The 19,369-nt window shown below is 72.3% G+C and carries 12 protein-coding genes, 1 pseudogene and 1 riboswitch; of the genes and pseudogenes, 5 read left to right on the forward strand and 8 right to left on the reverse strand.

Annotation, left to right across the window (positions count from 1 at the left end; all coding sequences use genetic code 11):
* Positions 1 to 870, reverse strand: a pseudogene (locus tag Aut01nite_RS03465) (hypothetical protein); the annotation flags it as partial.
* Between the two features lie 2,168 nt (positions 871 to 3,038).
* Here Aut01nite_RS03465 and Aut01nite_RS03470 point away from each other — a divergent pair.
* The 3 genes from Aut01nite_RS03470 to Aut01nite_RS03480 all read left to right on the forward strand — a co-directional run bounded on the left by Aut01nite_RS03470 (position 3,039) and on the right by Aut01nite_RS03480 (position 6,562).
* Positions 3,039 to 3,560 carry a hypothetical protein gene (locus Aut01nite_RS03470; protein ID WP_043529173.1) on the forward strand — a complete coding sequence of 174 codons (522 nt, stop codon included), beginning with the start codon at positions 3,039 to 3,041 and terminating at the stop codon, positions 3,558 to 3,560.
* 181 nt (positions 3,561 to 3,741) lie between these two features.
* The gene (locus tag Aut01nite_RS03475; protein WP_043529175.1) at positions 3,742 to 5,220 is read left to right on the forward strand and encodes a glutamate-cysteine ligase family protein; all 1,479 of its coding nucleotides are present in this window, start codon (positions 3,742 to 3,744) and stop codon (positions 5,218 to 5,220) included.
* 112 nt (positions 5,221 to 5,332) lie between these two features.
* A complete protein-coding gene (locus Aut01nite_RS03480; protein WP_052164213.1) occupies positions 5,333 to 6,562 on the forward strand; it encodes an acyltransferase family protein in 1,230 nt (409 codons plus the stop codon).
* Here Aut01nite_RS03480 and Aut01nite_RS03485 read toward each other — a convergent pair.
* The 6 genes from Aut01nite_RS03485 to Aut01nite_RS03510 form a co-directional block, all read right to left on the reverse strand.
* Positions 6,534 to 6,911, reverse strand: coding sequence for a cobalamin biosynthesis protein (locus Aut01nite_RS03485; RefSeq protein WP_201775584.1), 378 nt, complete (start codon positions 6,909 to 6,911; stop codon positions 6,534 to 6,536). The genes Aut01nite_RS03480 and Aut01nite_RS03485 overlap by 29 nt on opposite strands.
* A complete protein-coding gene (locus tag Aut01nite_RS03490) occupies positions 6,908 to 8,251 on the reverse strand; it encodes a cobyrinic acid a,c-diamide synthase CobB (protein ID WP_043529177.1) in 1,344 nt (447 codons plus the stop codon). The genes Aut01nite_RS03485 and Aut01nite_RS03490 overlap by 4 nt, the downstream gene beginning before the upstream one ends.
* Positions 8,245 to 8,844: a cob(I)yrinic acid a,c-diamide adenosyltransferase gene (cobO, locus tag Aut01nite_RS03495; RefSeq protein WP_043529179.1), complete on the reverse strand. Its 600-nt coding sequence runs from the start codon at positions 8,842 to 8,844 to the stop codon at positions 8,245 to 8,247. Before cobO ends, Aut01nite_RS03490 begins: the two co-directional genes overlap by 7 nt.
* Positions 8,845 to 9,505: 661 nt before the next feature.
* Positions 9,506 to 11,827 carry a VWA domain-containing protein gene (locus tag Aut01nite_RS03500; RefSeq protein ID WP_043529181.1) on the reverse strand — a complete coding sequence of 774 codons (2,322 nt, stop codon included), beginning with the start codon at positions 11,825 to 11,827 and terminating at the stop codon, positions 9,506 to 9,508.
* A gap of 33 nt (positions 11,828 to 11,860) precedes the next feature.
* Positions 11,861 to 11,979, reverse strand: a riboswitch (cobalamin riboswitch).
* A gap of 280 nt (positions 11,980 to 12,259) precedes the next feature.
* Positions 12,260 to 13,876, reverse strand: a complete 1,617-nt coding sequence (locus tag Aut01nite_RS03505) for a gluconokinase (RefSeq protein ID WP_043529183.1) — start codon at positions 13,874 to 13,876, stop codon at positions 12,260 to 12,262.
* Between the two features lie 133 nt (positions 13,877 to 14,009).
* Positions 14,010 to 15,293 carry a citrate synthase gene (locus tag Aut01nite_RS03510; protein WP_043529185.1) on the reverse strand — a complete coding sequence of 428 codons (1,284 nt, stop codon included), beginning with the start codon at positions 15,291 to 15,293 and terminating at the stop codon, positions 14,010 to 14,012.
* Positions 15,294 to 15,466: 173 nt separating this feature from the next.
* Between Aut01nite_RS03510 and Aut01nite_RS03515 the strand changes: the two genes are divergently transcribed.
* Positions 15,467 to 16,267, forward strand: a complete 801-nt coding sequence (locus Aut01nite_RS03515; RefSeq protein WP_052164214.1) for a universal stress protein — start codon at positions 15,467 to 15,469, stop codon at positions 16,265 to 16,267.
* A 58-nt stretch (positions 16,268 to 16,325) separates the two neighbouring features.
* Positions 16,326 to 18,656, forward strand: coding sequence for a putative bifunctional diguanylate cyclase/phosphodiesterase (locus Aut01nite_RS03520; protein ID WP_043529187.1), 2,331 nt, complete (start codon positions 16,326 to 16,328; stop codon positions 18,654 to 18,656).
* Between the two features lie 8 nt (positions 18,657 to 18,664).
* On the opposite strand, the gene Aut01nite_RS03525 is transcribed toward Aut01nite_RS03520, so the two are convergent.
* Positions 18,665 to 19,294 carry a hypothetical protein gene (locus Aut01nite_RS03525; protein ID WP_043529190.1) on the reverse strand — a complete coding sequence of 210 codons (630 nt, stop codon included), beginning with the start codon at positions 19,292 to 19,294 and terminating at the stop codon, positions 18,665 to 18,667.
* Between the last annotated feature and the right edge of the window lie 75 nt (positions 19,295 to 19,369).

The raw sequence follows: 19,369 nt of genomic DNA on the forward strand, positions 1-19,369 counted from the left end.
GTTGTGCTGGCCCATATCGGGTGCCCGCAACGGTGCGCGCCCACCGCCCTGCCCCGCAAGAGGGGCGTTCTGCTGGCCGATGTCCGGCGCCTGCAACGGTGCCCGGCCACCAGCCGACGGCGCGTTCTGCTGGCCCATGTTCGGAGCCTGCAGTGCCGGACGCCCGGAAGTCGTCTGCGGCTGACCTCCACCCGGGGCCGGCACCGGCATGACGGTCTGGCCGTCGCCAGGGGCCGACATCGGCACCCCGGACCGGCCCCCGCCAGGAGCCGACATCGGAATCCCAGCCGGGCCCGTGCCGGGGGCCGACATCGGCATACCAGTCTGGGCCGCACCGGGCGCGGTCATCGGCATACCGGTCTGGGCCGCACCGGACGGCGGCATCGGCATGCCGGGCGAGCCGGCGGGTGACAGGCTGCCGTGCTGGCCCATGGCGGGCGCCTGGAGCGGCGCGCCACCGGTGGGCGGGGCTGATGCCGGCGGCGGCATCGGGATGTTGTTCTGGCCCGGCCCAGCCGGCGGCAGCGGAGAACGTGCGGCGGTCGACGCCTCGCCACCGGCGCCGGACATGGCCGGAGGCGGCGGGAGCGTACCGGTCTGGTCGGGAGCGGCTGCCGACTGCGGGACGGCTGCCAGGTTCGAGGCGAAGGCGCCGGCCATCGGTGCGGGCGGCATGGCCGAGGCCTGCGCCGGGCGTGCCGACCGGGTGAACCGGGGCGCGTCGAGCGGGCTGTTCTGCTGGCTGTAGAGCGGAGGCCGGCGCATCAACTCGTCCACGTCGTCGACGCCGGGATGCCCTCCGGCCGACGCGGCCCCACCGCCGGTTCCGAACGCCATGCCGCCGGGCGCGGCATCAGCGGTTCCGGGCATTCCGGCATCCGGGCCCCCGAAAGTTCCCACTGCACCGGCGGAACCGGGACCGGAACCAGCCGCCCACGCACCGGCCGAACCGTAACCGCCATCAGCACCCAAAGCACCGGCTGAACCGGAACCGCCATCAGCACCCAAGGCACCGGCTGAACCGGAACCGCCATCGGCAACCCAGGCACCGGCAGCACCGGGAGACGCATTGGCAACCGGCCCCCCGGCGGCGCCGAAGTCCCCAGCGGTACCGGGGACATCAGCCATTCCCGAGGTTCCGACGGCACCCGGCCCGAAGATGCCCGGCGCTGCGGGATCGCTGGCGGCTCCAGGGCCCGACGGAGCCATTCCGCCGGGCGCAGCGGCCCCGGCGTGCGACGGTCCGGCGGCGCCGGGACCGTACGACGCCATGCCTGCCGTTCCGGCAGCAGGTTGTCCCGCGCCCGCGAAACCCGCCTTCGGATCCTCCCCGGCACCCGAACCGAACGAGCCGGAAGCCACAGGCATCCCCGCACCGGGACCCGACTCGTTCGGGCCGGAGGCCGCAGACATCGCCGCACCCGGACCGAACTGGTTCGAGTTGGAAGCCGCAGCGGAACCGAACTCGGCCGAGCCGGGAGCCGCAGCCGAACCGAACATGGCCGAGCCAGGAGCCGCAGCCGAACCGAACATGGCCGAGCCAGGATCCGCAGCCGAACCGAACATGGCCGAGCCAGGATCCGCAGCCGAACCGAACGTGGCCCGGCCGGGAGCGGCGGGTGTCGGGGGCATCGCGACGCCTGACGGCTCCGACAGGCCGCCCATCGTGCCGCCCCACGCCGGCCCCGCCGACGGTCCGCTCATGGCCGGCATTCCACCGCCGCCCGCCGCTGCCGCGGAACCCGGCGCAGGGTTCCACGGGAAGGACACTCCCGCGGATTCCCCGCCACGGGCCGCGGAGGAGCCGTCCGCCGGGGAACCGAGCAGGCTGGTCCAGGACGTGGAGTCACCGGGGGTGTCGGCGCCGTGCGGCGGCGTACCCGGGAAGCTTGTTCCGGAGGGACCGGGGACCGCAACGTCCGGGATCGCCGGTGTGCCCGCCGTCTGCGGATCGTTGTCACCGGTCAGCCAGGGCGGGCGGCGGTTCTCGCCGGTCGCGGCCCAGGACCCGGTCTCCTCGGTGGCCCAGCCGGGCGCGGACGGTTCGGGCGCGGGTGCCCGCAGGCCGGTGTCGGCCGCCGGCGGCCAGGGCGGGAACGCCGCGGTGGGGCTCCCCGGGGCGGGGACGGCCGGATCCGTGTCTGCGGCCGGGTCGAGGCCGTGGCGTCCGGCGGTGGACGGCCCGGCGGCCTCCGGAGGCGGTTCGCCGAGAGCGGTGGAACCGAACGCGGTGGAACCGAAGGCGATGGAACCGGCAGCGGTGGACCCGAAAGCGACAGGGCCGGAAGCGATGGGACCGGAAGCCGTAGAACCCGGAGCCGTAGAACCCAGAGCCGTGAAACCGAGAGCCGCGGAACCGAGAGCCGGTTCCGGGCTTGGAACGGCCGCCGTGCCGATGGCGGGTTCGCCGGCCGGGACAGCGGGCCGGAGCAGACCCAGCGGAGCCGGTTCAGTAGGGGCGACAGAAGGTACAGAAGTAGCGTCATATGACGATGGCTCCCAGGGTGGCGCCGACGGGGCGGCCGGTGGCATCAGGCCCGCGCCGGGCGGCGGGGTCCAGGCGGGGCGGGTGGCGGCGACGAGGCCGGAGTCCTCGGCGAGGCCGGCGGCGGCGAGGACCTCGGCGGCGGCCAGGGCGGTGCGGCAGGGCAGCGGTTCCCCGCAGGCGGGGCAGTCGGTGGCGCCGTCGTACGGACCGAGCCCGCCGTGCGCCTCGACCATTCTGCTCGCGGTGCGCGCCAGCACGCTCTCCGGCTTGACGTAAGTCGATGCCATCGCTGAAGTCGCCCCCATCACCGCCGGTCCACGTGCCGGGACGGCAGGGATCATCCCCGCCGGATCTCGACTCGGCTCCAGTTCACCCCTTCGGGGGTTCTCGGATGGTGGATTTCCGCAGATCCGTGCGGATCCGTGGGTGGGTCGTGGGAAAACCGGGCGGCGCGACGGATCCAGGGGTATGCACGGGAGAGGAATTCACTCACGGTGTCTAGGTCTGCTCTCTCCGTAGCATTGAAGAACATCCAAGGAGGTGACCCCCCATGGACGACATCGAGCTGCACCGCGAGCGGATCCTCCGGCATGTCAGTCCCATCATCACCGGCCGTTTCGTCGGCTTCCAGGCCTCGTACACCCGTGAGGTCCGGATCGGCCGCCCCCTCGCCCTGGCCGTCTTCGTGACGGCGGGCATCGCCCAGTTGCTGGCCGCGATCTTCCGGATGAGACCGGCCCGCCGCTCTCTCAAGGACCTGCGCAAGGGCCCGGAGTTCCTGGTGACCCCGGTGCGGCTGCGCGACGACCTGGGGCAGACCTACGAGATCGAGATGCACGGGCAGTTGCCGCAGTCGGCGCTGCACCGCGGCGACCTGGTCCAGGTCCGCACCCAGCCGCAGGCCGATCCGACCCTGCCGGTCCGGCTGACCCAGGTGGTGAACCTGACGACCATGCAGCCGTTGACTCCGCGCATCCCCACCCAGTGGTCGCATCTGGGCCCGGCCCTGCTGCTGCAGGCGGTGGTCGGTCTCGCGGTCGCCGGCACGCTGCTCGCCGCCTGGCTTGGATGATTTTGCAGCCCGGCGGGTAGATACACGGCCCATGGAAGATCGATTGGGCTCCAGGCGAGAATGGACGGTCGGTTCAGGCCCTCGAGCCATCGACAGCCGTCATCATGAGGTCGGGGGATGGCGGCTATGGCGCCGCGCGATCCTCTGGCGTCTTTGAAGACGGCTCGAAAGGTGGTGCGCGGTGGGCGAGAAAGTCGACCAGACCAATTTCACCCGCGAGGACCGGACCCGCTACCGGCAGAAGATCCGCCGCAGTCTCGACGTGTTCGCGACGATGTTGCGCGAGGCACGCTTCGAGTTCGAGCGGCCGCTGACCGGCATGGAGATCGAGCTCAACCTGATCGACGACAACGCCGATCCGGCGATGCGGAACGCGGAGGTGCTGAACGCGATCGCCGATCCCGACTTCCAGACGGAGCTGGGGCAGTTCAACATCGAGGTGAACCTGCCGCCGAGGAGGCTGGCGGGCGACGACTTCGCCGAACTGGAACGCGGCCTGCGCTCCAGCCTGAACCAGGCCGAACGGCGCGCCCGGGCGGCCGGCGCGCACATGGTCACCGTCGGGATCCTGCCGACGCTGCGGCGTGAACACCTCACCGGCGAGGCGCTCACCGTGAACCCGCGTTACCAGCTGCTGAACGAGCAGATCTTCGCGGCCCGCGGCGAGGACCTGGACATCCGGATCGACGGGGTGGACCGGCTGGCCGTCACCACGGACACCATCGCCCCGGAGGCGGCCTGCACCAGCACCCAGTTCCACCTGCAGGTGAGCCCGGCGCAGTTCGCGGCGTACTGGAACGCCTCCCAGATCGTCGCCGGCATCCAGGTCGCGCTGGGGGCGAACTCGCCGCTGCTGTTCGGCCGGGAGCTGTGGCGGGAGACCCGGATCCCGCTGTTCGAGCAGGCCACCGACACCCGCAGCGAGGAGATAAGAGCCCAGGGGGTACGCCCACGTGTCTGGTTCGGCGAACGCTGGATCACCAGTGTCTTCGACCTGTTCGAGGAGAACGTCCGCTACTTCCCGGCGCTCCTGCCGATCTGTGACATCCACGATCCGGCGGAGATCCTGGAGCGCGGCGAGATCCCCGAGCTGAGCGAGCTGCGACTGCACAACGGCACGGTGTACCGATGGAACCGGCCGATCTACGCGGTGGTCAACGGCCGCCCGCACCTGCGGGTGGAGAACCGGGTGATGCCGGCCGGGCCGACGGTCGCCGACACGATCGCCAACGCGGCGTTCTACTACGGCCTGGCCCGTACGATCGCCGAGGCTGACCGCCCGCTCTGGACCCAGATGAGCTTCCGCGCCGCCGAGGAGAACTTCCACAGCTGCGCCCGGCACGGCATCGACGCCAGCGTGTTCTGGCCCGGGCACGGCACCCTGCCGGTGACCGAGCTGGTGCTGCGCAGCCTGTTGCCGCAGGCGGCGGCCGGTCTCGACCTGTGGGGCGTCAACCCGGTCCAGCGGGACCGGCTGCTCGGCATCATCGAGCAGCGCTGCCTGCGGCACCGCAACGGCGCGTCCTGGCAGGTGGAGACGTTGCACGCGCTGGAGGCGCAGGGTCAGGACCGGCAGCGGGCGCTGCACGAGATGCTGCGGCGCTATCTGCCGTTGATGCACGAGAACGTCCCGGTCCACGAATGGCCGGTGGCTGGGTAGCACACACCTGGTCACCCTGTCATCACACTTTCACCTTCCGCACCATCGGACGTGTTCGCGGGTCGTCGATGATCTATGTTGGCCCTGTGCTTTTTCTGAGTCGTGGCGCCCGGTGAGCGCCCAGCAACAGGGCCGGCGCGGCGGGGGCACCCGTCTGGTGATCATCGACGGCCTGCGGATCTCGGCGGCCCTCATGGTGGCGGTGTATCACTACACCTCCCATGAGACGGCCTCGCGGATGATCTGGGGCGTCCCCCGGGACCAGGCGTTCCCCGGCTTCAGCGACGTCTTCAAGTACGGCTGGCTGGGCGTCGAGCTGTTCTTCATGATCAGCGGCTTCGTGATCTGCATGAGCAGCTGGGGCCGCAGCCCGGCGCAGTTCACCAGGTCGCGGATCGTGCGGTTGTTCCCGGCGTACTGGCCGGCCGTGCTGATCACGGCGCTGGTGGTGACGATCTGGCCGTGGGTGCGCGGCCGCCCGGACATCGACGACGTGCTGGTCAACCTGACCATGCTGAACGTCCCGGCCGGTGTCGGCTACATCGATCCGGTGTACTGGACGCTCTGGGCGGAGACCCGGTTCTACCTGCTGTTCGCCCTGGTCCTGCTGTTCCGCGGGCTCACCCTGACCCGGACCATCGCGTTCGGGTACGGCTGGCTGCTCTGCGCGCTGCTCACCGTCGGCGCCAAACTGCCGCTGCTGGACGCGATCTTCCAGCCGATGTACGCCCCGTACTTCGTCGCCGGCATCGCGTTCTACCTGATCCACCGGTTCGGCCCGGACATCCGGCTGTGGGGGCTGGTCGGGCTCTCCTACGCCCTGGCCGCGCACAGCGTCACCAGGCTCAGCGAGTTGCGGCACCTCAACCCGGCGACCGGCGTCGTCGTGGTCACCGGCTACTTCCTGACGCTCGGCCTGATCGCGCTCGGGTACGCGTCCTGGATCAGATGGCGCTGGCTCACCACGGCCGGGCTGCTGACGTACCCGTTCTACCTGCTGCACGAATACATCGGCTGGACGATCATCAAGGGCGCCCACGGCGTGGCCCCGCGCTACGTGGTCGCCCTCGCGACCCTGGCGCTGATGCTGCTGGCCGCCTGGGTGCTGCACCACATCGCGGAGAAGCCGATCGCCTCCTGGCTCAAGAAGAAGCTGGAAGCGGCCGCCGGCCGTACGGAACCGGCCGTCACCCGCATGGACCCGGCTCTCGATCGCAAGACCGAACCGGGGGCCGGGACACCCGTCCCGGCGGTCGAGCCGTGGAACGCGCCGACCACCGAGATCCCCGGCTCGCGCCCCGGTGACGGCCTGTTCAGGCAGTCGCAGCCAACGCGACAGTGACCCGGCCGTACACCTGTTTCGGCAGCACCAGCACCGCGCCGGGGCCGGCGGCCAGCAGCGCCGCCGCCTCGGCGACACCCGGCGTGCCGACCGCCGCCGCGACCCGCCCGCTGGGCCGGAACACCGGCTGACCGGCGAGGGCCGCGGCGGCGAACCCGGTCAGCCGCCAGCCCGCCGCCCGGGCGAACGCGCGCACGCCCGGCTCGGCCGCCCGCCGGTCCAGGGTGGCGACCGTCCCGACCCGGGCCGGCGGCACCCCGGCGGCGGCGAGCACGGCCCGGATCGCGCCGGCCAGTTCCCCGGCGGGGACCCCGGACCGGGCGCCGAGCCCGAGCACCAGATCGGTCACGCCACGGCCGCGGCCCGGACCAGCCGCTCCGCCATGCCCCGCTGCCCCGCCCAGTGCAGATGCAGGTAGGAGGCGTGCACCGTGGGTGTCGCGAAACCCTCCGGGTCGGCGCCGCGCCAGGCCCAGGCCGCCCCGGAGGCCGGGGACAGCAGCAGACCGGAACGGGGCGACACGACCGTGCGGTGGAACTCGTGCCCGGTGACCCGGGTCCCCGCCGGCGCCAGAGGGCTGTCGGACAGGGCGACCGCGTCGCGGTACCCGAGGGTCAGCGACGGTGTCATCACCGCGTCGGCGTCCAGCACGCCGCACATCGGCGCCCCGTCGAGGGTCTTGCACAGCCACAGCAACCCGGCGCACTCGGCGGCGATCAGGCCCCCGAAGCCGCGCACATCGGCCAGCAGTTCGGCGTTGCCGGCGAGGGCGGACGCGTACACCTCGGGGAAGCCGCCCCCGACCACCAGCGCCTTCGTGCCCGCCGGCAGGGCGGTGTCGTGCAGCGGATCGAACGGCACGACCGTCGCCCCCGCCCCGGACAGCAGTTCCGTCGTCTCGGCGTACGAGAAGCTGAAAGCCGGGCCACCGGCGACCGCGACCACCGGGCCGTCCGCCACCGGCTCCGGCGCCCGCGGGGTCCACGGGGTCACCGTGAGCGGCGCCGCGGACCGCGCCACCGCCGCCACCGCGTCCAGATCGACCGACGCCGCGACCAGCGCCGCGAGGGCCTCCACCGACGCGAGGGCCTCGGCCCGCCGTTCCGCCGCCGGAACCAGCCCGAGATGCCGCGACGGCGCCGCCACCGCGTCGGCCCGCCGCAACGCGCCGAGCACCGGCGTCCCGACCTCCTCGCAGGCGTCCCGCAGGATCTGCTCGTGCCGGTCCGACCCGACCCGGTTGAGGATCACCCCGGCCAGCCGCACCGTCCCGAAGCTGCGGAATCCGTGCACCACCGCCGCGATCGACCGGCCCTGCGCCGCCGCGTCGACCACCATGATCACCGGAGCGTCGAGCAGGTTCGCGACCTGCGCCGTCGATCCGGTGTCACCGGCGCCGGTCCGCCCGTCGTAGAGACCCATCACCCCTTCGACGACCGCCAGGTCGGCCCCCTGCGAGCCGTGCGCGAACAGCGGCCCGACCAGATCCTCCCCGACCATCACCGGATCCAGGTTGCGTCCCGGCCGGCCCGCCGCGAGCGCGTGGTAGCCCGGGTCGATGTAGTCCGGCCCCACCTTGAACGGCGCCACCCGCAGCCCGCGCCGCGCGAACGCCGCCAGCAGCCCGGTCGCCACCGTCGTCTTCCCGTGCCCGCTGGCCGGTGCCGCGATCACGATCCGGTTCACCATTCGATGCCCTGCTGGCCCTTACGTCCCGCGTCCATCGGGTGCTTGACCTTCGTCATCTCGGTGACCAGGTCCGCCGCCGCGAGCAGATCCGGATGCGCGTCCCGCCCGGTGATCACCACATGTTGGATTCCCGGCCGGTTCGCCAGGGTCTCGACGACGTCCGCCACGTCCACCCACCCCCACTTCATCGGATAGGTGAACTCGTCCAGCACGTAGAACTTGAACGTCTCCGCCGCCAGATCCCGCTTGATCTGCGCCCAGCCCTCGGCAGCCTCCGCGGCGTGGTCCCGCTCACTGCCGGCCCGCTGGATCCAGGACCAGCCCTCCCCCATCTTGTGCCAGGTCACCGGGGTCTGCTGCAGGGAGCCGAGCGCTTTGAGAGCCGTCTCCTCCCCGACCTTCCACTTCTCCGACTTCACGAACTGGAACACGCCGATCGGCCACCCCGCGCTCCACGCCCGCAACGCCATCCCGAACGCGGCCGTCGACTTCCCCTTGCCCGCCCCGGTGTGCACGGCGAACACCGCCTGCCGCCGCCGCTGCCGCGTCGTCAGCCCGTCATCCGGCACACTCGTCACTCTGCCCTGCGGCACAGTCCTCCCCTTCCCACAAAGTCCCCGCCACAACACGCCTGCCACTCACGGTCCGCTTCCCGCACGGCCTCCGCCGCCACTCACGGTCCACATCTCCCGCACGGCCTCCGCCGCCACTCACGGTCCGCGCCTGCCGCACGGCCTCCGTCGCCGGAACCCCCTTCCTGGTACGCACCTAGCCGCCCTTACCGGACTCCGCCGTTCCGCCATCCGCGGCGACCGAACTCGGCGCGGCTCCCGCCGCTCACCCTCCGGCGGCCCTCCCGGCTACCCCGCGTGTGTGGTTCGGCCGTCATACCCGCCCGAACCACACAAGATCTGGCCGCGTCCTCGCCGGCGTCCCGCCACTCCAGCCGGTCGTCCAGCACCGGGAAGACGCCCGCGCGTCGACTCACCCGCACCGGGACCGACCAGGCCGCGGAATCCCGACACCGGCCGTCGCTCGAAAACCTCACCGACCACCGGAATACGCCTGACCGTCGACTCATCCGGACCAGGACCGACCAGGCGGGACCCGGCACCGGCCGTCGCTCCGAGACATCCCCGGCCACCGCGGAGACGCCCGAGCGACGCCTCACCCGGACCTGGACCGGAACTGGCCGTCGGTCCGCCACGTCATGCTCGGACGGAAGGGTGGTGGGACTACGGGCGGGGCGGGGGGTCACGCCGCACGCCGGTAGGCACGGTCCTCCGGCTCGGCAGGACGTGCGGCAGGGCTGCGGAGGACGGTGGCGGCCTCGAGCTGGTCGAGCGGCATGACTTCGGCCTGCAACGCGGCCGCGAGCCGGCGGGCCAGGCCCAGGCGGATCGGGCCGGATTCGCAGTCGACGACCACGCTCGCCACCCCGGCCAGCGCCGGCACCAGGCGCACCGGGTCGGGACCGCTCGTGGCGCGGCCGTCGGTGACCAGCACCAGCAGCGGGCGGCGGCGCGGATCGCGGCGACGTTCGGTGGCGATCGTCGCCGCGGCGGCACGGAGCCCGGCGGCGAGCGGGGTGCGCCCGCCGGTCCGCAGCGCGGCCAGACGCTGCACGCCGACCTCGTGGCTGGACGTCGGCGGCAGCACGACCTCCGCGTCACTCCCCCGGAACGTGATCATCCCGATCCGGTCCCGCCGCTGGTAGGCGTCCCGCAGCAGCGACAGCACCGCCGTCTTGACCAGCGTCATCCGCTTCCGTGCGGCCATCGACCCGGAGGCGTCCACGACGAAGAGCACCAGGTTCGCCTCCCGTCCCACATGAACCGACTCCCGCAGATCCCCCGGCAGCACCCGGATACCGCGGCCGGCAGCGGAACCGTCCGCGGCTGCACGATCGATCGCACGGCCGAGCGTGGCACCGTCGGCAGGGGCCCTGAGGTGGGCGCGAGCGGCGCGATCCAGAGCGGTGCCATCCAGAGCAGCGCGATCCAGAGCGGTGCGGTCCAAGGCGGTGCGGTCGAGGGCGGCGCGGAGTGTGGCGAACAGGTGGGGAGCGCCGGAGAGCTTGCCGTGCGGGGGACGACTACCGACGACGCGGCCACGGCGGGCGAAGGCCGGGGACCGGCGGCCGGTGTGACCACCCTCGCCGCGGGCGGAGATGCGGAGCGTCCGGGTGCGGTAGGCGGACCCGGCGGTGGCGGCCGCACCCACGGGTGCGCGGCTGCCGCTGTCGCTCGTCTCCGGGACGGTGTCGGTGCCGGGGTGCGGAGAGCCGCTGTCGGGCGTACCGCCGGAGGGGTTGTCGGGGTGGGACGGGCCGCCGCCGTCACGCGGACCGTCACCACCGTCCGGCCCGCCGTTGTCCGGCCCGCCGTTGTCAGGCCCGCCGTCAGGGCCGCCCGGCCCGGGGTCCGGCTCGTCGTCGCCGTCGCCGTCGGCCTCGGACGAGGAGGCGTCACGGCGCTCCTCTTCGGCCTGACGGTCGGCCTCCGCCTGACGGTCGGCCTCCGCCTGACGGTCGGCCTCCGCCTGACGGTCGGCCTCCGCCTGACGGTCGGCCTCGGCGAGGGCCTCGTCGAGTCTCTGCTCGTCGGTGCCGGGCGGGTCGAGGGGGTCGGTGCGGCGGCGATGCGGCAGGGCGAGCCGTGCGGCGTCGGCGACGTCGGTGGCGGTGACGCGGGTACGGCCGTGCCAGGCAGCCAGGGCCACCGCGCACCGGGCCACCACGATGTCGGCGCGCATGCCGTCCACCCCGTAGGCGAGGCAGACCCGGGCGATCCGGTCGAGTTCCGCGTCGGGGAGTTCGACCGACGGGAGGACGGCACGGGCCGCGGCGATCCGGCCGGCGTGGGCGCGTTCCTCCTCGACGTAGCGGGCGGCGAACCGGGCCGGATCGGCCTCGTAGGCGAGGCGGCGCCGGACCACCTCGGCCCGCTGCACGGCGTCGCGCGGGGCCGCCACCGTCACTACCAGGCCGAACCGGTCGACGAGTTGGGGGCGGGGTTCGCCCTCCTCCGGGTTCATGGTGCCGACCAGCAGGAACCGGGCCGCATGCTTGACCGACACACCGTCACGCTCGACGTGGGCGCGGCCCATCGCGGCGGCGTCCAGCAGCAGGTCGACGAGGTGGTCGGGAAGCAGGTTCACCTCGTCGACGTAGAGCACACCGCGGTGCGCGGCGGCGAGCAGGCCGGGCTCGTAGGCCTTGACCCCGTCACTGAGGGCCCGCTGCAGGTCGAGGGTGCCGACGACCCGGTCCTCGGTGGCGCCGACCGGCAGCTCGACCAGACTGGCCGGGCGGAAGTCGGACGGCCCGCCGGGCGTGTGCGGGCCGTCCGGGCAGCCGGGGTCGGGGGCTTCCGGGTCGCAGGCGAACCGGCAGCCGTGCACCACCTCGACGTGCGGCAGCAGCGCGGCCAGCGCCCGGACGACGGTGCTCTTGGCGGTGCCCTTCTCGCCGCGCACCAGGACCCCGCCGACGGCCGGGGAGACGGCGGTGAGCAGGAGCGCCAAGCGCAGATCATCAAGGCCCACCACGGCCGAGAACGGGTACGGAGTCGTCACCAGGATCCCTTCCGGCGGGTGTCCACGCCCGCTCGTCGGTCGACGCGAGCGGCCGGAGTCTCCTGACTCCCGGGGAATCTCCCGGTCACAGTGGCGGGACCGTCCCGGACTCGCACCGGGTTCCCTCCGCTACCGCTCGCGGGTCACTCTTCCCGACCGCCCGGGCACCCGTCAACGCGGGGTCCGTCACGGCCGTCACTCAGCGGAGACGCCGGCCGTCACGGCGGCCACTCAGGGGAGGCCCCGGCCGCACGGCCGCCACCCGCGGAAGACACCGGCCGTCACGGCCGCCGCTCGCAGGAGACCGCAGCCGCACGGCCGCCACCCGCGGGAGATTTCAGCCGTCACGGCGGCCACCGTGACGGCCCGGGCAGGGCCCACACGCCGGTGACGGTCGCCGTCACCCGGGCCCGGGCCCGGCGGCGTGCGCCACTACGAGCGGACGGCCTTCTCGGTGCCGGGGAGCGGCTCGGGGGCGAGCCGGTCGAGTTCGGCGACCACGTCGAGGACGGCGAGGGCGGACTTCTCGACGAGCGGGCGCAGCCGGCGGTACAGGGCGGCGTCGTCGGGGTCGGGTTCGGTGTGCCGGCCGGTCGGGATCAGCGCGGCGGCCCGGTCGAGGTCGGGCAGTTCGCCGAGGGCGTGCCGGGCGAGCAGGCAGGCGCCGAGGGCGGTGCCTTCGGGCACGTCGGCGACGGTGACCGGCAGGTCGAGGGCGGAGGCGAGCACGCTGACCCACAGTTTCGAGGCGGCGGCGCCGCCGGTGGCCCGGATCTCGGTGAGCTGGGCGCCTTCGGTGTCGAACGAGTCCCGGACCAGGGCGAGTTGCTGGCAGACGCCTTCGACGGCGGCGCGGACCAGGTGCGGGCGGCCGTGTTCGCGGCGCAGCCCCAGGTAGGCGCCGCGCATCCCGGGCCGCCACCAGGGCGCCCGCTCACCGAGCAGGTAGGGCAGGCAGAGCAGCCCTTCGCTGCCGGCGATGATCCCGGCGGCCTCCTCCAGCAGTTCGGCGTCCCGGTCGTCGGAGTCCTCCCCAGACGAGCCCGACGAACCGGACGAGCCCGAACCTGACGAACCGGACGAGCCGGAGGAACCGGCGGAGGGAGCCGGAGCCGCCAGGGCCTGCCCGGCCCAGCGGACGACCGATCCGGCGTTGTTGACCGCGCCGCCGATCACCCACCGGTCCTCGGTGAGCGCGTAGCAGAACAGCCGCCCCGCCGCGTCGGCGGTGGGCCGGTCCACGACCGTACGCAACGCGCCGCTGGTGCCGAGCGACACCGCCCCGATCCCGGCCGGGGTGGCGCCGACCCCGAGGTTGGCCAGCGGCCCGTCGGCGGCCCCGATGACCAGCGGGGTGTCCGGGGACAGTCCGGTGGCGGCGGCGATGTCGGCGCTCAGCCGCAGCACGTGGGTGGTGGGCACGACCTCGGCGAGCTGTCCCGCGGACACTCCGGCGATCTCCAGGGCCTCCGGGTCCCAGCGCCGGGCGTGGATGTCGTAGAGGCCGGTGCCGGAGGCGATCGACAGGTCGACCTGGAACGGGCCACCGGTCAGCGCGGCGACGATCAGCTCCTTGACCCCGCCCCACCGGGGGGTGCCGGTCAGCGTGTCCCGGTCGGCGCGGGCCCACCAGGCCAGTTTGGTCAGCGGGGACATCGGGTGGACCGGGGTGCCGGTGCGGGCCTGCAGGTCCTTGGCTCGGCCGGCCGCCACGATCCGCTCGCACTCCGCGGCGGCCCGGTTGTCGGCCCAGGTCACGACGGGGCCGAGCGGCTTGCCGGAGGCGTCCATCGGGACGAGGGCGTGCAGGAACGAGCTGAGTCCGATCCCGATCACCCGGTCGCCACGTTCGCGGGCGGCGGCGGCCACGTCGGTGAGCGCCCGCACGGCGGCGTCGACGAGGCTGCCGGCGTCGAGTTCGGCACGGCCGGACCCGGGGACGGCGAGGGGGTAGTGGACGCTGGTGAGGGCGCGGATCTCCCCACCCGGTCCGGCGGCGATCCCCTTCGTCGAGGTTGTCCCGGTGTCGATGCCGATCACGACGTCCATACGTTTTCCTCCCCTGCCGAGCATGTCGTCCGAACCCTCTCATGCCCGGTCGCGCGTCGCGCGTACCGCGAAAACGCCGGAATGCGAAACGCCCCACCGGAAGTCTCCGGTGGGGCGTCTGCCGTGGAAAGCGTCAGCGCTGCTCGAGCGGCACGAAATCGCGGACCGGGGAGCCGGTGTAGATCTGCCGCGGGCGACCGATCTTGTTGGCCGGGTCGGTCATCATCTCGCGCCACTGGGCGATCCAGCCGGGGAGCCGGCCGAGCGCGAACAGCACCGTGAACGAGTTGGTCGGGAAACCCATGGCCTTGTAGATCAGGCCGGTGTAGAAGTCGACGTTCGGGTACAGCTTGCGGGAGATGAAGTACTCGTCGGAGAGGGCGATCTCCTCGAGCTTGAACGCGATCTCCAGCAGCGGGTCCGGCGTGTCCAGGGTGGCGAGCATCTCCTGGGCGGCCTTCTTGACGATGGCGGCGCGCGGGTCGTAGTTCTTGTAGACCCGGTGGCCGAAGCCCATCAGCTTGACGCCTTTTTCCTTGTTCTTCACCCGGGTGACGAACGAGTTGACGTCTCCGCCGTCCTTGCGGATCTGCTCGAGCATCTCGAGCACCGCCGCGTTGGCGCCGCCGTGCAGCGGGCCGGACAGCGCGTTGATGCCCGCCGAGATGGAGGCGAACAGGTTGGCCTGCGAGGAGCCGACCAGGCGCACCGACGAGGTGGAGCAGTTCTGCTCGTGGTCGGCGTGCAGGATGAACAGCATGTCGAGGATCTTCGCGACCTTCGGGTCGACGTCGTAGTTGACGGTCGGCAGGCCGAAGGTCAGGCGCAGGAAGTTCTGCACGTAGTCGAGCGAGTTGTCCGGGTACGGCAGCGGGTGCCCGATGGACCGCTTGTAGATGTACGCGGCGATGGTCGGAAGTTTCGCCATCAGACGGATGGCGGAGATGTCGACCTGCTCGGAGTCCAGCGGATCGAGCGCGTCCTGGTAGTACGTGGACAGCGCGGTCACCGCCGAGGACAGCACCGACATCGGGTGCGCGTTGCGCGGGAAGCTGGAGAAGAACGTGCGCATCTCCTCCTGCAGCAGCGTGTGCACACGGATCTTGTCCGCGAAGTCCCGCAGCTGCGGCGCGGTCGGCAGCTCACCGTTCATCAGCAGGTAGGACACCTCGAGGAAGGTGCTCTTCTCCGCCAGCTGCTCGATGGGGTAACCGCGGTAGCGCAGAATGCCCTGGTCACCGTCGATGTAAGTGATCGCCGACTTGGTCGACGCGGTGTTCACGAAACCCTGGTCCAGGGTGACGTAACCGGTCTCCTTCAGCAGAGCACTGACGTCGATGCCGCCCGGACCGTCGACGGCCTTGGTGACCGCCATCGACAACTGACCACCGGGGTGGTCGAGCTTGACATCCGTCATGTATTTCCCTCACTTCACCGGCAGATGTCCCAAAGATTTTGCCGTTCACCGTAAACCCTCAACCTGAATGGGTCATCAGGTGGCCACCGGTTGAGGCATTGGTCACCAGTACGTATGGGTCGTTGCGCCATAGACAATGGTCGGTATATTGCGAGTTCGTTACGGGAGGGCCCATGCAGATCCCGAGTGAAGGACCCGTCGTGGTCGGAGCCGGCCGTGTGCCGGGCGACGCGGCCGCGGTCCGGTTCGCCGCGCGGGAGGCGGCCTCCCGTGGGCGCCCCCTCCGGGTGGTGCACGCTTTCACCGGGCCCGGCGACGCCGGTTACGGCCCGGCCCGCCGGCTCGCCTCGCAGGTCGTCGGCGAGGCGGTCGCCATCGCCCAGCGTTCCACACCCGGCCTGGATGTGCGGGGCCAAATCGTGGATGGGCCGCCGGGACGCGTCCTGCTGAACCTGAGCCGCACCGCGGTCCTGCTGGTGGTGGGCGGCTCGCTGATCGAGGTGGTGGCCGGGGCCTGGTGCCCGGTGGCGGTTAGCCGCGCGCCGCGCACGCCCGCCGGGCCGATCGTGGCGGCGGTGGACGCCTCGCCCTACTCGGTGCTCGCCGTGCGTTTCGCGGCGGAGACCGCCCGGCGCCGCGGCGGACCACTGCATCTGGTGCACGTGACCGATCCCGATCACGAGAGTGCGGCCGCGCGGGTGCTCGACGAGATGGCCGCCCAGGCACCGGGCGCCGTCGAGGTGCGCCATCATCTGTTCAGCGGCCCGCCGGCCGGCATCCTGCCCCGGGTCACCCGCCGGGTCGGCCTGCTGGTGCTCGGCCCGCGCTCCACCTGCCCGGCCGGCCGGCTCGGCACGGTCGCCGAAGCGGTGCTGCGGCACGCCACCTGTCCCACGGTGTTCGTGCACGGCGCCCGCCTGCGGGCCCGGTACTCCGGCGGTCCGCAGCTTTCGGGAAGCCCGGTAACCGCCTGACCGAATTGCTACCGTTGGCCCATACATTGATCTTCGGGCCGTACGGGAGGAATGCCCGGTGCGCTCCCTGCTCCCTCCCGGCGTCGCACGCCGGCTCTGGCAGGTCATGGCCGTCGGCGGCGTCCTCGCCACCACGATCTTCGTAGCCTTTCCGTCGTCGCCCCTGGCCACCACCGTCTTCGCGCTGCTCGCCGTCGCGGTCGTGGTGTCCTGCTTCGCCGGACCCCGCCGCTGGGGCGCCGAGCCGCCGGGCGCCTGGCTGCTGATGGGCCTGGCGGCGCTGCTGTTCCTGGTCGGCGTCGTGATCCGGCCGGTGGTCACCGAGCAGGAGATGCCGTGGCCGATCATCGCCGACGTGGCGGCCTGGACCGGCTACCTGCTGCTCGGCGTGTTCGTGCTGATCCTGCTGCGCCGGCGGGAGAGCCTGGACCGGCACGCGGTGCTGGACGGCCTGATCGTCTGCCTGTCCGCCGGGGTCGCCTCGGTGCTGCTGCTGGCCCTGCCGGCGGCCGCGGTCCCGGGCCGCTCCGCGGTGCTCTCGATCATCCAGGGCATGTACCCGCTGTTCGACGTGGCGCTGGTGCTGCTGCTGGTGAACCTCACCTTCACGGCGAAGTTCTGGCCGGTGAGCCTGATCGGGCTGATCGGCATGATGGCCGGCATCACCATCGGCGACCTGGCGTACGCCATCGTCGGGGTGAGCGGCAAGATCTACGCCTCGCCGCTGCTCAACGTGCCGTTCATGCTCGCCTACACGTCCCTCGGCGTGGCCGCGCTGCACCCGTCGGTGGTGGAGATGGGCCGGGCCGAGAAGCCGCCCGCCCAGGCCTGGTCCTGGCCGCGCCTGGCGCTGCTGCTGCCGGCGCTGGCGGCGCCGTTCGCGCTGCTGCTGACCACCGGCTCCCGGTCCGCGTCGAGCCGCCTGCTGATCGCCGTGACCGGCGCGCTGATCATGGGCCTGCTGCTGGTCCGGGCCATCTCGGCGGTCCGCGCCCAGGTCACCCTGCAGCTGCGGTCGGAGCACCAGGCCACCCACGACCCGCTGACCGGACTGCCCAACCGGCAGTCCATGTCGGCCGAGATCGAGCGTCTGGTCGCGATCGTCGAGCCGGAGACCCACGATCGGGTCTGGGTGTACATGCTCGACCTGGACGGCTTCAAGTGGGTCAACGACTCGTGGGGCCACGACACCGGCGACCAGCTGGTGATCGAGGTGGGGCGGCGGCTGCGGGCCGCGGTGCCGCACACCATCCCGGTGGCCCGGGTCGGCGGCGACGAGTTCCTGCTCGGGTTCATCGGCGAGAAGGGCAGCGCGCTGCGGCTGGTCGACGACATCCGCGGCTGCTTCGCCCGGCCGTTCCCGGTCCGCGACCACCAGGTGGTGATCAGCGCGTCGATCGGCATCGCGCACGCCGAGGGCGACCCGACCAACACCGCGGTCACCGCCGAGGCGCTGATGCGCGACGCCGACACCGCCATGTACCGGGCCAAGGGCGAGGGGCCGGGCCGGTCCACCATCTTCGACACCAGCATGCACACCCAGGTCCGGGAGCGCATCGAGCTGGAGGTGGCGCTGCGGCAGGCCCTCGCCTCCGACCAGCTGCACGTGGCGTACCAGCCGCTGGTCCGCCTGGAGACCGGCATCCCGGTCGGCGCCGAGGCGCTGGTCCGCTGGCTCCACCCGGAGCGCGGGCCGATCCCGCCGATGACGTTCATCCCGATCGCCGAGGACGCCGGCCTGATCAACGAGATCGGCACCTGGGTCCGCAAGGAGGCGCTGCGCCAGCTCGGCGTGTGGCGCTCGCAGGGCGTCGTCCGCGACGACTTCTACCTGTCGATCAACGTCTCGCCGCGGCAGCTCACCGACCCGGAACTGCCGCTGATCGTCTCCGGGGAGATGCTGCGGTACGGCGTACCCGCGCACTGCGTCGCCCTGGAGATGACCGAGTCGGTGATGGTCGACGGCTCCAGCGTCACCTCCCGGGTCCTGTTCGAACTGCGGGAACTCGGCGTGAAACTGCTCGTCGACGACTTCGGCACCGGCTTCTCCGCACTCGGCTACCTGCGCAAGTTCCCGGTCACCGGCGTCAAGATCGACCGCTCGTTCGTGATCGGCCTGGGCGTCAACCACGAGGACGACGAGATCGTCCGGGCCGTGGTGGCGATGAGCCAGGCGCTCGGCCTGTCGGTGATCGCCGAAGGGGTGGAGACGCCGCTGCAGCGCGAGGCCCTGTGGGCGGTCGGTGTGGTCAACGGCCAGGGCTGGCTGTGGGGGGCGGCGGTGTCGGCGGCCGAGTTCGCCGAGCGCTGGCGGGACGTGATGTTCCGCGGCCCGGTCGTCGCCGAGCCGGTGCCGAACCCGTCGGGCCGGCACCGCCGGCCCGACTGAGCTCGCCGTCAGAGGCGGGCGGCCCGGCGCTCCTCCTGGTCGTTGAGCCGGGTCGGCAGACCGCGCCGCTCGTCCCGGCGGAACGGCATGTCGTCCTTCGGGAACTCGTACATCCAGAACGACTGCGCGTCGAGCCGGGTCGGCTGGGCCCGGCCGGACGACGCCGCCCGGCCCAGGATCATCGCGATCATCCGGGGCAACTGGTTGCGTTCCTCGTTCCACGAGCAGATGTCGAAGAAGACCTTGCCGTCCACCTCCTCGATCGGCGCGTACATGGACCGCTGGAGCGCCACGAACACGCCCCGGCTCCGCCGGCCCACCGCGGAGCCCGCGAACAGGCAGTAGAAGAGCCGTCGCTGCTCGTACAGCTCGGGCCAGTGGTACTGGAAGTAGTCCGCCGAGACCAGTGGCACCGCCTCCAGATCGTTGGTGATCGTGCCCATGCCGGCCACCCCGTCGTCGTCGAGTGCCACGTGTTTGTCGATCCGCTGGTCGGCCATCACCTCGTCGAACTCGTGGCGGTACATCAGATGCCGGTTCACCGCCAGGACCCGCAGGTCGTTGAAACAGTTCGAATAGAAGTCCCAGGCCTCGTCGAGCAGGTCGGCCGGAAGCTCGGACATGACTTCCACACGCATAGTCGCCCCCTTTCGATCACCAACATTTCAGGGACCCCGGCGCCGTGCGGGCAACTTGCGGCAAACCACCGGGTA

The organism is Actinoplanes utahensis (assembly GCF_016862455.1).
GTDB lineage: Bacteria > Actinomycetota > Actinomycetes > Mycobacteriales > Micromonosporaceae > Actinoplanes > Actinoplanes utahensis.